Annotated in this window: 11 protein-coding genes; all 11 read right to left on the bottom strand. The window is 67.2% G+C overall.

Features of this window, described 5'->3' with window-relative positions:
- Positions 1-185: 185 nt before the first annotated feature.
- Complete coding sequence (clpA, locus tag Q0309_RS08725) at positions 186-2,537, bottom strand: ATP-dependent Clp protease ATP-binding subunit ClpA (RefSeq protein ID WP_299439604.1); 2,352 nt, start codon at positions 2,535-2,537, stop codon at positions 186-188.
- A 6-nt stretch (positions 2,538-2,543) separates the two neighbouring features.
- Positions 2,544-2,894, bottom strand: coding sequence for an ATP-dependent Clp protease adapter ClpS (gene clpS, locus Q0309_RS08720; RefSeq protein WP_299439602.1), 351 nt, complete (start codon positions 2,892-2,894; stop codon positions 2,544-2,546).
- Positions 2,895-3,247: 353 nt separating this feature from the next.
- Positions 3,248-3,658 carry an Hpt domain-containing protein gene (locus tag Q0309_RS08715; RefSeq protein ID WP_299439600.1) on the bottom strand — a complete coding sequence of 137 codons (411 nt, stop codon included), beginning with the start codon at positions 3,656-3,658 and terminating at the stop codon, positions 3,248-3,250.
- Positions 3,659-3,783: 125 nt separating this feature from the next.
- Positions 3,784-4,362 (bottom strand): response regulator, encoded by a 579-nt coding sequence (locus tag Q0309_RS08710; RefSeq protein ID WP_299439598.1) that lies wholly within the window; start codon positions 4,360-4,362, stop codon positions 3,784-3,786.
- A 114-nt stretch (positions 4,363-4,476) separates the two neighbouring features.
- The gene (locus Q0309_RS08705; RefSeq protein WP_299439596.1) at positions 4,477-5,382 is read right to left on the bottom strand and encodes a hydroxymethylglutaryl-CoA lyase; all 906 of its coding nucleotides are present in this window, start codon (positions 5,380-5,382) and stop codon (positions 4,477-4,479) included.
- A 57-nt stretch (positions 5,383-5,439) separates the two neighbouring features.
- Positions 5,440-5,874: a hypothetical protein gene (locus Q0309_RS08700; RefSeq protein ID WP_299439594.1), complete on the bottom strand. Its 435-nt coding sequence runs from the start codon at positions 5,872-5,874 to the stop codon at positions 5,440-5,442.
- 3 nt (positions 5,875-5,877) lie between these two features.
- Complete coding sequence (locus Q0309_RS08695) at positions 5,878-7,878, bottom strand: acetyl/propionyl/methylcrotonyl-CoA carboxylase subunit alpha (RefSeq protein ID WP_299439592.1); 2,001 nt, start codon at positions 7,876-7,878, stop codon at positions 5,878-5,880.
- Positions 7,879-7,885: 7 nt separating this feature from the next.
- The gene (locus Q0309_RS08690) at positions 7,886-8,680 is read right to left on the bottom strand and encodes an enoyl-CoA hydratase-related protein (protein WP_299439590.1); all 795 of its coding nucleotides are present in this window, start codon (positions 8,678-8,680) and stop codon (positions 7,886-7,888) included.
- A 155-nt stretch (positions 8,681-8,835) separates the two neighbouring features.
- Positions 8,836-10,443, bottom strand: coding sequence for a carboxyl transferase domain-containing protein (locus Q0309_RS08685; RefSeq protein WP_299439589.1), 1,608 nt, complete (start codon positions 10,441-10,443; stop codon positions 8,836-8,838).
- Between the two features lie 52 nt (positions 10,444-10,495).
- Positions 10,496-11,098 (bottom strand): 2-hydroxychromene-2-carboxylate isomerase, encoded by a 603-nt coding sequence (locus tag Q0309_RS08680; RefSeq protein ID WP_299439588.1) that lies wholly within the window; start codon positions 11,096-11,098, stop codon positions 10,496-10,498.
- Positions 11,099-11,135: 37 nt separating this feature from the next.
- A complete protein-coding gene (locus tag Q0309_RS08675; protein ID WP_299439587.1) occupies positions 11,136-11,819 on the bottom strand; it encodes an SDR family oxidoreductase in 684 nt (227 codons plus the stop codon).
- Between the last annotated feature and the right edge of the window lie 25 nt (positions 11,820-11,844).

The following is an 11,844-nucleotide window of genomic DNA, read 5'->3' as shown; positions in this document are numbered from 1 at the left end:
ACCTGGTCGCGGCGCGCTGCCAGGCCTGACCGCCCGGACTTTTGCCCCGGTTACTTCGGGATGACGTATGTATTTGTTTTTTAAAGAAAACCGTCATCCCGAGCGAGCGAAGCGAGCCGAGGGATCTCCCGCGCCGGCACCGCGCCCGGCAAATGGGTAGGAGTCATGACTTCGGTCGCCCGGCCTTACTCCACCAGTTCCGGAGTCCGCCCGTGGCCGCCGTCGCGCGGTTCTCCGCCGTCACCCGGCGAGCCGGAAGAGCCACCCTTCGGCCCATCCTTCGACGGTTCGATCTCGAACGCCGGCACGTTGTCGACGATCGTGACGCGCACCAGGCCGCCCTTGGTCAGACGCCCGAACAGCAGCTCCTCGGCCAGCGGTTTCTTGATGCTGTCCTGTATGACGCGGCCCAGCGGACGCGCCCCCATCAGCTTGTCGTAGCCCTTGCGGGCCAGCCACTTGCGCGCCTCTTCCGACAGCTCGATGACGACATCACGGTCGGCCAGTTGGGCTTCCAGTTCCATGATGAACTTGTCCACCACCTTGCCGACCACCTCACCGTCCAGACTGGCGAACGGGATGACCGCGTCCAGGCGGTTGCGGAACTCGGGCGAGAACATGCGCTCGATTTCCTCCTGGTCCTCGCCCTGTCGGTCCGAGCGGTTGAAGCCGATCGCCGCCTTGGCCAGTTGCTGCGCCCCGGCATTGGTGGTCATGATCAGGATGGTGTTGCGGAAATCGACCGTCTTGCCCGAGTGGTCGGTCAGCTTGCCGTGGTCCATCACCTGCAGCAGGATGTTGAACAGGTCCGGGTGGGCCTTTTCGATCTCGTCGAGCAGCAGCACGCTGTAGGGGTGCTGGTCGACCGCGTCGGTCAGCAGGCCGCCCTGATCGAAGCCCACGTAGCCGGGCGGCGCCCCGATCAGGCGGGAGACCGAGTGGCGCTCCATGTACTCGCTCATGTCGAAGCGGACCAGTTCGACGCCCAGCGTGCGCGACAACTGGCGCGCCACCTCGGTCTTGCCGACGCCGGTCGGGCCAGAGAAAAGATAGCAGCCGATCGGCTTTTCCGGCTCGCGCAAGCCCGCCCGCGCCAGCTTGATGGCGCTGGACAGGGCATCGATCGCGCCCTCCTGGCCGAACACCATGGTCTTCAGGTCGCGTTCCAGATTGGCCAGCGCGGCCTGATCGTTGCGCGAGACCGTTTTCGGCGGGATCCGGGCGATCTTGGCGATGATCTCCTCGATATCCTTGACGTTGACCGTCTTCCGCCGGCGGCTTTCCGGCACCAGCATCCGCGCCGCGCCCACCTCGTCGATGACGTCGATGGCCTTGTCCGGCAGCTTGCGGTCATTGATGTACTTCGAGGACAGCGTCACCGCCGCCCGCACGGCATCGTTCGTGTAGCGGACGCGGTGGTGGTCCTCGTAGTACGGCTTGAGGCCGGTGACGATCTTGATGGCGTCGTCCAGGCTCGGCTCGTTGATGTCGATCTTCTGGAACCGGCGCACCAGCGCCCGGTCCTTTTCGAAGTGGTTGCGGAATTCCTTGTAGGTCGTCGAGCCGATGCAGCGCAGCCCCCCGGCGGCCAGCGCCGGCTTGAGCAGGTTGGACGCGTCCATCGACCCGCCGGAGGTCGCCCCGGCGCCGATCACCGTATGGATTTCGTCGATGAACAGGATGGCGCCGTCGAAGGCCTCCAGTTCCTTGATCACCGCCTTCAGGCGTTCCTCGAAATCACCACGGTAGCGGGTACCGGCCAGGAGCGCGCCCATATCCAGGGCGAAAATCGTGGCCTCGCGCAGGACCACCGGCACCTCGTCCTCGACGATCCGCTTGGCCAGGCCCTCGGCGATGGCCGTCTTGCCGACCCCGGGATCGCCCACCAGCAGCGGGTTGTTCTTGGTGCGACGGCAGAGGATCTGAATGGTCCGCTCGACCTCCAGGTCGCGGCCGATCAGCGGATCGATGCGGCCGTCGGCCGCCTTCCGGTTGAGGTTGACGCAGTAGGCGTCCAGCGCCTCCTGGCCCTTCTTGACCACCTCTTCCTCGCGGGACCCTTCGCTGGCCCCCTGGGGTGGGCGGGTCTCGGTCTTCTCGGGCGCCTTGGCGATGCCGTGCGAGATGTAGTTCACGGCGTCCAGACGGGTCATGTCCTGCGTCTGCAGGAAGTAGACGGCGTGCGATTCCCGCTCGGCGAAAATGGCCACCAGGATATTCGCACCGGTGACCTGTTCGCGCCCGGAGCTTTGCACATGGATCGCCGCCCGCTGCACCACGCGCTGGAACCCGGCGGTCGGTTTCGGATCGCCGTCGAGGCGATCGACCACCAGGCCATTCAGTTCGTTGTCCACAAAAGTGGTCAGTTGCTCCCGCAACCGCTCCACCTCGACGGAACAGGCCTTCAGGACGGCCGTCGCGTCCTGGTCGTCGACCAGGGCCAGCAGAAGATGCTCAAGCGTCGCGTACTCATGATTGCGCTCGGCAGCCAACGCCAGTGCACGATGAAGGCTCATTTCCAGATTGCGGGAGAGCATGGGCCGCTATTCCTTCTCCAGGGTGCACTGCAACGGGTGCTGATTCCTGCGCGCCAAGTCCATCACCTGGGTTACCTTGGTTTCGGCAACCTCGTAGGTGTAGACGCCACAGATGCCAACCCCCCTCTGATGAACGTGCAGCATGATTCGCGTGGCTTCTTCATGGTTCTTTCCGAAAAACCGCTCGAGAACCATAACGACGAATTCCATCGGCGTGTAATCGTCGTTCAGCATCAACACTTTGTACATGGCCGGTTTCTTGGTCTTCGGCCGTGTCTTGATCACGACACCCGTGGCCGGGCCGCCGCCGCCCTCTTTACCGCCTCCGGCATCCGATCCCCGTGTTGGAACAGTCATGGGCTGGTTCCGCTTCCGAATCCCCAAGCTCGATGTGCCTTTCTCCACCACGGCCACAGCCTGCCGTGCACTGACCATCCGCCGACGTATGCGCCATGTCGCGGTGGCCTGATGATCTCCATTGTACGGCCTTGCAACAGGGCCGACAAAGCCCCATCGCGTCCGCCGTCAAGAACCGCGTGAAACCGGCCGACTGCTTCGATATGGGACCCCACTTTGAGGCTCGCAAGCGGCCCACCGCTCCCCCAACCACAGGGCACACCGAACCCCCTCGCGTCGATCGAGTCGCGCGAGCCCACACCGTGACGCCGATCAACGTCAGGTCGTCACGCAATCCCTGCGCCATACAAGGGTCACGGGTTCATCTTGCGCACGATTCGTTCAAGGCCGGAGACCAACGCCGCGCCGGAGGTGCCGCCGTCCCCCTCCAAGCGCTGGGCGATGACCAGACGCATGGCTTCCACATGCAGGGCGGCGGCCTCCCGCTGCTCCGGAGTCGGGGGGCCGTGGATCGCCTCCAAAAGCCGGCACAGACGGTCGCCGACCTCGGTCACGAGTTCATAGCCGAAACTGCCGCCTTGCCCCTTCATGTCGTGGGCCGTGCGGAACAGATCCTGCCGCGCCGTTTCGACATCGTCGGTCCCGGCGTCGAACCGCGCCATGGCGTCTTCGAGTCGCGTCACGTCCTCCGCTGCCCAGGTGAGATAGTCATCCCTGAGGCTGGCAATCAGCGCCTCGGCCTTGTCCAGCACCGCGGAATCCACGCCGCCCGCACCCATCCGGACCTTCGTCGACAGGGTATCCGGGGGCCTCACGAAGGTCGCGCCCGACTCATCCCGATTGTCGCCCTTACCCATCACCATCTCCCGTGCTCGTCTCCGACCGACGGTCACACGCCGCGCAACAGGGCCTCGACCTCTTCCTGAGACAGCGACGCCGCCGCCGCCACGTCAGGTTCCGGGGTCGACACCACGGTCTTGGCCCCCTTGCGCCGCTCGGCACCCTTCCAATCGATCGTCCGCCGTCGCCTGTCCGGACCGAAATATGTCTTGGTACGGACGAACGGGCGCGGCCGATCGATGATCGCCTTGATCCGCGAATATAATGACTTGGCCGAGATCGGCTTGGCCAGGAATTCGTGCACGCCGGCATCACGGGCGTCCACCACCCGGAACATCTCCGTGAACCCGGTCAGCATGATGATGGGCACGAAGGGGTTCGGGCTGTCCTTGCCGGTGCGCACCAAGCGCACGAAGTCGAGCCCATCGAGGGGTGACATGTTCCAGTCGCAGATGATGATATCCGCCGGGAAGTGGCGCAGTTCCTTGAACGCGTCCGCGCCGTCACCAGCCTCGCGCACCTGTCTCGATCCCAATGCGTACAGGATCGTTTTGACGAGGGCCCGCATATGTTTGTTGTCGTCGACGATGAGAAAGTTCAGGCGTTCCAGACTGTAAGCTTGTTCCATCCCTTTTCCTTTGGCACGACGTTACAGAGACCACGTTCGTCCAAATTTACGCTGTCGGGAGCCCTCGCGGACTGAAGGGGAACCAACCACCCCTTACTCGACTAATCTCCCCGACTAATCCTTCCGAGCACCCAGAGCCCTGGCCACCCGGGAGGCCGGCACGCGATCCAACGCCTGGGAGATCATGGCGCTCGCCTGAAGCAACGCGTCCATGTCCACCCCGGTGCGGATGCCCATGCCGTTCAGCATGTACAACACATCCTCGGTCGCCACGTTCCCGCTCGCCCCCTTGGCGTAGGGGCACCCGCCCAGGCCCGCGACGGAGCTGTCGACGATCCCGACTCCGCGTTCCATGACGGCCAGGATGTTCGCCAGCGCCTGACCATACGTGTCATGGAAATGCGCCGCCAAACGATCCCGGGGAACCCGTTCACTCACCGCATCAACCACGGATTGAGCCGCCAGCGGCGTTCCTGTGCCTATGGTGTCACCGAGCGAGATCTCGTAACAACCCATGTTAAACATAGCATCCGCAACGCGCGTGACAACCGCCGTCGCGACATCTCCCTCATAAGGGCATCCGAGCACACACGAAACGTATCCCCGCACCCGCAGCCCGCGCGCCCGCGCCGCCGCCGTCACCTCGGCCATGCGCGCCAGCCCTTCGTCGATCGAGCAGTTTGTGTTGCGCTGGGAAAAGGTCTCGGACGCCGCCCCGAACACGGCGATTTCCTCGACACCGGGCGCGGCCAACGCCGCCTCCAGGCCCTTCATGTTCGGCACCAGCACCGGATAGGACACCCCGGGCCGGCGCGCGACCGAGGCCAACACGTCGGCCGTGTCCGCCATCTGCGGCACCCACTTGGGAGACACGAAACTGCCCGCCTCGATCACCGACAGGCCGGCGGCGCCCAGACGCTCGATCAACTCCACCTTTGTGGCGGTGGGCACCGCCTTTGGCTCGTTCTGCAGGCCGTCGCGCGGCCCCACCTCGACCAGTTTCACACTGCCGGGCAGCATCGGCGCCTCGCTACCATTGTCATCGAATGTCCCGCCGGTCGCGTTGCCGTCCGGCGATCACACGCGCTCGTCCTGGGCGAGCGCCCCCTCGAGACGGTCGGCCAGATCCAACGCCCGCCGCACCGTCTCGCCAGCGGCCTCCAGAACCGCCATGCCCCGCGTCAGAACCGCCGCGTCGGCCCCGCCGTCCGCGTCCTCAAGCCTATGATCAAGAAAAAAATCGTAGACCAGCATATCGCGCACGCCCCGGGTTTGGTTCAGAAGCTGGCGGTCCTCGTCGGTCATGGCCGCCCGCACCCGTCTCGAAGGCCCCGGGGCCGGCGGCACGCCGACCAATGACTCCACGGTTCCGTGGAAGTCGCGGGCGTCCTCGACGATTTCCTCGACGCTCGCCGCCAGATAGCCAAGCCGTCGGGCCAGGGTCTGAACATCGCGGACACACCGCGCGAACGCCACCATCACGTCGGCCACATCCGGATGCCCCTGGGCCATGGCTCACTCTCCCCCCGGTTCGAACTCCAGCAGCGCGGCGCCATCGTCAACCTGATCGCCGGTGGCGAAGTGGACCACCGTCACCGTTCCGTGCTCCGGCGCGACAATCGTATGCTCCATCTTCATGGCTTCCAATATCACCAGTGCGGCGCCCTTTTCCACAACCTGGCCGGCCTCGACGAACACGCGGCCGATCTTGCCCGGCATGGGCGCCACCAGGCCGCCGCCGCCTTGGTCACCCTCGGCCGCCCGCGTGGCCGGATCGTCGAGTGTCAGCCGGTGCTGGCGGCCCCGGTCCAGAATGACCAAGTCGAGCCCCTGACGCACCACCGCGACGCGGCGGCGGAAGCCGTCGATGTCGCAGATCAGGGCGCCGTCGGCGTCGATTTCCCCACGCGCCATCACCGATCCGCCGGGCAGGTCCAGGCGGTAGCCCTCGGGCCGGTAGTGGACCGTGACCCCGCGCGCCGCGCCATCGTCCAGGAACACCATGCGCTGGTAATTGTCGTCGTTGAGCCGCCAGCCGTTCGTGGCGTGCCACGGCGAGAACGGATCACCGGAGCGCGCGGCGGCGGCCGCCGCGTCGTCCTGCCGTCGCAGCAGAACATCAAGCGCCGCCAGCGCCAGGACTCCGTCGTCGGCGGGCACCGCCTCGGGGAACAGATCCGGCGTATGGGCCTCGATGAAGCCGGTGCCGACCTCGCCCGCGGCAAAGGCGGGATGCGCCGCGATGCTTGCGAGGAACGCCAGGTTGGTGGCCACGCCGACGACCTGATAGGCCTCCAGCGCCCCCCGCAACCGCCGCAGGGCCGCCGCGCGGTCGGAGTCCCAGACGACCAGCTTGGCGATCATGGGATCGTAGTGCATGGAGACCCGATCGCCCTCGCGCACGCCGGTATCAACCCGCACATGCGGCCCCTCGGCGGGCGGACGCAGGTGCCGCAACAGGCCGATCGACGGCAGGAACTCGTTGGCCGGGTCCTCGGCGTACACGCGCGCCTCGATGGCGTGACCGGTCGGGACCAAGGCCTCCTGCGACAGGGGCAAGGGCTGCCCGGCGGCCACCCGAAGCTGCCATTCGACCAGATCCTGGCCGCTGATCATCTCCGTCACCGGGTGTTCGACCTGCAGGCGGGTGTTCATTTCGATGAAGTAGAACGCCCCATCCTGATAGAGGAATTCCACGGTCCCGGCGCCGACATAGCCGATGGCCTTGGCCGCCGCGACACCGGCCGCGCCCATGGCGGTACGGGTCTCGGCCGGCAGGTTCGGCGCCGGCGCCTCCTCCAGCACCTTCTGGTGGCGGCGCTGGATGGAACAGTCGCGCTCGAACAGATGCACGACGGTGCCGTGGGTGTCGCCGAACACCTGCATCTCCACATGGCGCGGCGCGTCCAGGTACTTTTCGATCAGCAGGGTTTCGTCGCCGAAGGCGTTGGCCGCCTCGCGGCGCGCGCCCTCGATCGCGGCGTCGAGGGCGTCCGGCGTGGCCACCACCCTCATGCCCTTGCCGCCGCCACCGGCCGAGGCCTTGACCAGGACCGGGTAGCCGATCTCCGCCGCCGCCGCGCGCAGGGCCTCCATCGATTGTTCGGCGCCGTGGTAGCCCGGCACAAGCGGCACGCCGGCCCGCTCCATCAACCGCTTGGACTCGGATTTGGAGCCCATGGCCTCGATCGCCTCCGGCGTCGGCCCGATGAAGACAATGCCGGCCTCGGCGCAGGCGCGGGCGAACCCGGCGTTCTCCGACAGGAAGCCGTAGCCGGGATGGATCGCCTCGGCCCCGGTGCGGTGCGCCGCCTCCAGGATGGCGTCGCCGCGCAGATAGGACTCGCGCGCCGGCGGCGGCCCCAGCCGGACCGCCTCGTCACAGAGCGCCACGTGCATCGCCGCCGCGTCGGCGTCGGAGTAGACGGCAACGGTCTTGATGCCCATGCGGCGACAGGTGCGAGCCACGCGACAGGCGATCTCGCCCCGATTGGCGATGAGGATGGTGCTGAACATGCCCCGGCTACTCCTTGATCCAGGCCGGTTTGCGTTTCTCCAGGAAGGCCGTCAGGCCCTCCTGCCCCTCGGCCGACGCGCGGATGTCGGCGATGCGCGCGGCGGTGTCGTCGGCCACCGCGTCGGGCGCCCGGTGGGAGACGGCGCGGAGCAGATCCTTGGCGGCGGCCTGCGCCAAGGGGCCGGCCTTCAACAGGGCGGCGATCATTACCTCACCCGCGCCCACCAGTTCCTCGCGCCCCACCACCTCGTGCAGCAGGCCCAGACGGTGCGCCTCCTCGGCGTCGAAGCGCTCACCAGTGAGCATGTACCGCCGGCAGGCGCGCGGCCCGATGGCCGCCAGCACATAGGGGCTGATCACGGCCGGAATGATGCCGAGCTTGACCTCGGACAGCGAGAACGCCGCGTCGGCGGTGCCGATGGCGATGTCGCAGGCGGCCACAAGCCCGACGCCGCCGCCGAAGGCCGGCCCCTGCACCAGGGCCACGGTCGGTTTCGGGCAGGCGTCGATGGCCTCCAGCATCGCCGCCAGTCCCTTGGCGTCGGCGAGGTTTTCCGCGCGCGAATAGCCGGCCATGCGCTGCATCCAGGTGAGATCGGCGCCGGCGGAAAAGCTCTTGCCCTCGGCCGCCAGCACGACCACGCGCACCACCGCGTCGGCGCCAAGGGTCGTGAACACCTCCGTCAGCCGCGCGATCAGGCCGTCGTCGAAGGCATTGTGGACGGCGGGCCTGGTCAAGGTGACCGTGGCCACGCCTCGGTCGTCGCGGTCGATGCGTAGGGAATTCTGCGGGTCGATCATCGAATCCTCGGCCGTTTGCGTGGTGTGACCTTAGCTGGCATAACCTGTAGGGTGTGCTCGGCCGCCTCGAAGAGGCGGGCAGCGCACCATTGGGCCGGCAGCCGGTGCGCTGCCGGCCGCTTCGCGGCCGTCGAGCGCACCCTACGTTCCTGGCCTTACATCCGGAACACGCCGTACTTCGTCTCGCCGATGGGCGCGTTCAGCGACGCCGAGATGCCCAACGCCAGCGTCATGCGCGTTTCGGCCGGATCGATGATGCCGTCGTCCCACAGCCGGGCGGAGGCGTAGTACGGATGGCCCTGGGTCTCGTACTGCGCGCGGATGGGCGCCTTGAAGGCCTCCTCGTCCTCGGCCGGCCAGTCCTTGCCCTGGGCCTCCAGGCCGTCGCGCCGCACCTGCGCCAGCACGTTGGCCGCCTGATCGCCGCCCATCACCGAGACCCGCCCGTTGGGCCACATCCACAGCAGGCGCGGCCCGTAGGCCCGACCGCACATGCCATAATTGCCGGCGCCGAAACTGCCGCCGATGATGACGGTGAACTTCGGCACGGCGGCGCACGACACCGCCGTCACCATCTTGGCGCCGTCGCGGGCAATGCCGCCGCTCTCGTACTTCCGCCCCACCATGAAACCGGTGACGTTCTGCAGGAAGATCAGCGGAATGCCGCGATGGTTGCACAACTCGACGAAGTGAGCGCCCTTGAGCGCGCTTTCCGAGAACAGGATGCCGTTGTTGGCGACGATGCCCACCGGATAGCCCATGATCCGGGCGAAGCCCGTCACCAGCGTCTGGCCGTACAGCGCCTTGAACTCGTCGAAGCGCGAGCCGTCCACCAACCGGGCGATCACCTCGCGTACGTCATAGGGCTTGCGCGTGTCCTTGGGGATCACGCCGAAGACCTCGGCTGGATCGTACACCGGGTCCTCGGGCGCGCGGATGTCAAGGTCGACCCGCTTGCGCCGGTTCAGGTTGGCCACCACCCGGCGCGCCAAATGCAGCGCGTGGGTGTCATCCTGGGCGTAATGGTCGGTGACGCCCGAGGTGCGGCAGTGCACGTCCGCGCCACCCAGGTCTTCCGCCGTGACCACCTCGCCCGTCGCCGCCTTCACCAGCGGCGGCCCACCCAGGAAGATGGTGCCCTGGTTGCGGACGATGATGCTTTCGTCGCACATGGCGGGCACGTAGGCGCCGCCGGCCGTGCAACTGCCCATCACCACGGCGATCTGCGGGATGCCCTGGGCCGACAGGTTGGCCTGGTTGAAGAAGATGCGGCCAAAGTCATCCTTGTCGGGGAACACCTCGTCCTGAAGCGGCAGGAAGGCGCCGCCGGATTCCACCAGATAGACGCACGGAAGGTGGTTCTCGAGCGCGATTTCCTGGGCGCGCAGGTGCTTCTTGACCGTCAGCGGATAGTAGGTGCCGCCCTTCACCGTGGCATCGTTGGCGACGATGACGCACTCGACGCCCTCCACCTGGCCGATGCCGGCGATGATCCCGGCGGCCGGCACATCGTCGCCGTAAACCTCCCAGGCGGCGAACTGGGAGAACTCCAGGAACGGCGACCCCACGTCCAGCAGCGTGCGCACCCGCTCGCGCGGCAGCAGCTTGCCCCGGTCCAGATGCCGGGTGCGGGCGCGCTCGCCGCCGCCCTGCTTGATGACAGCCACCTTGGCGCGCAGGTCCTCGACGAGGGTGCGCATGTGCTCGGCGTTCTCGCGGAACTCGGCGGAGCGGGTGCTGATCGAACTCTTGAGGATGGTCATGGGGTCGGCCTCGGGCTCGGGGTTCGCAGTGTCGTTGGTTCGGACCGCCCCATCACCATCCCCCCCGCGCCAGCCACTCGTCCATCAGGGGAAGGCGGTCCACACCCCAGAACGGTTCCTCGTCGACGAAGAAGAACGGCGAGCCGAACACGCCCAGCTTGATGGACGCCTCGACGGCCGCCTTGGTCCGGTCCTTCACGGCCTGATCCTGGAGCGCCGCCGCCAGCGCCTCGGCGTCGAGGCCCTGCTCGGCCGCCACGGCCAGCGCGACGTCCGTGTCGCCGATGGCGCGGCCGTCGGCGAAATAGGCGCGATAGGCGGCCTTGGCGTAGGCGACCGCCTGGTCCGGATCGCGGTCCCACAGCCAGTACACCGCCCGCGCCGGGGCCACGGTGGCGATGGGGAACGGCTCCGGCCACGCGAAGGGAATGCCGTGCCGGCGGCACAGGCGCGGCACGTCGTGGCGCATGTACTGGCCCTTCAGGGGCTGATCCGCCAACGGCTGATTGCCCGAAACCTTCATCGCCGGCCCGAGAAGCGTCGGCCGCCACGTCACCGAGCGGATGTGGCGTTGCGCCAGTGGCTCGATCAGGTGCGCAGCCACGTAGCCATAGGGCGACGAGAAGTCGAAATGGAAGTCAATCGGCTCTGGCATTGGCGGATCCCCCCCGTTTCCCTGGCCCTGGCCCCGGTTACCAGGGCACCTCCTGCCCATCATAAGCCAGGAAACGACCGTTATCGGCCGGGGTCGCCGCCGCGATCAGGCCGCGCAGCCCGGTGATGCTTTGCTCCGGCGTGATCAGGGCGTGCGGGCCGCCCATGTCGGTCTTCACCCACCCGGGATGGAAGGCGATGCAGATGATGCCGCGCGGCCCCAGTTCGATGGCCAGCCCCTTGACCACCATGTTCGCGCCCGCCTTGGACGAGCGGTAGACCACGGAACCCGGTGACGCGGCGTCGCCGATGCTGCCCATCTTCGACGAGATGGTGGCCAGCACCGGCCGGTCGGCCTTCTCCAGATTGCCGACGAAGGTCTCGGCCACCTTCCACGGCGCGACAACGTTGGTGCGCAGGCAGTCCATCCACGGATCCGCCGGGATGTCGCCGAACGACCCTTGCGAGCCCTTCAGCGGATAGATGCCGGCATTGTTGATGAGGACGTCGATGGTCCGGCCGGCCAGCGTGCGCCCAAGGGACGCCAGGGCCGCGTCGTCGGTCACGTCCAGCGGGAACACCTCGGCGCCGGTGGCGTTGAGATCGGGCGCCCGCTCGGGGTCGCGGCAGGTGGCGATGACGTCCCAGCCGTCGGCCTTGTACTGACGGACAAACTCCAGGCCGAGCCCGCGACTGGCCCCAGTGATGAATACGGTGGGCATCAGAACCTCCCGTCTGTCATGAGAA

Origin of the sequence: uncultured Rhodospira sp. (genome assembly GCF_937138205.1) — a bacterium.
In the GTDB taxonomy this organism is placed as follows: Bacteria; Pseudomonadota; Alphaproteobacteria; order Rhodospirillales; family Rhodospirillaceae; genus Rhodospira.
This window is presented reverse-complemented; position numbering and strand designations above follow the sequence as displayed.

Bases quoted from the DNA above. Each gene is read 5' to 3' on its own strand.
- Q0309_RS08700 (WP_299439594.1), bottom strand. From the start codon at position 5,874: ATGGCCCAGGGGCATCCGGATGTGGCCGACGTGATGGTGGCGTTCGCG.
- Q0309_RS08705 (WP_299439596.1), bottom strand. From the start codon at position 5,382: ATGCTGCCCGGCAGTGTGAAACTGGTCGAGGTGGGGCCGCGCGACGGC.
- Q0309_RS08690 (WP_299439590.1), bottom strand. From the start codon at position 8,680: ATGATCGACCCGCAGAATTCCCTACGCATCGACCGCGACGACCGAGGC.
- Q0309_RS08685 (WP_299439589.1), bottom strand. From the start codon at position 10,443: ATGACCATCCTCAAGAGTTCGATCAGCACCCGCTCCGCCGAGTTCCGC.
- Q0309_RS08675 (WP_299439587.1), bottom strand. From the start codon at position 11,819: ATGCCCACCGTATTCATCACTGGGGCCAGTCGCGGGCTCGGCCTGGAG.
- Q0309_RS08710 (WP_299439598.1), bottom strand. From the start codon at position 4,362: ATGGAACAAGCTTACAGTCTGGAACGCCTGAACTTTCTCATCGTCGAC.
- clpS (WP_299439602.1), bottom strand. From the start codon at position 2,894: ATGACTGTTCCAACACGGGGATCGGATGCCGGAGGCGGTAAAGAGGGC.
- Q0309_RS08695 (WP_299439592.1), bottom strand. From the start codon at position 7,878: ATGTTCAGCACCATCCTCATCGCCAATCGGGGCGAGATCGCCTGTCGC.
- Q0309_RS08680 (WP_299439588.1), bottom strand. From the start codon at position 11,098: ATGCCAGAGCCGATTGACTTCCATTTCGACTTCTCGTCGCCCTATGGC.
- clpA (WP_299439604.1), bottom strand. From the start codon at position 2,537: ATGCTCTCCCGCAATCTGGAAATGAGCCTTCATCGTGCACTGGCGTTG.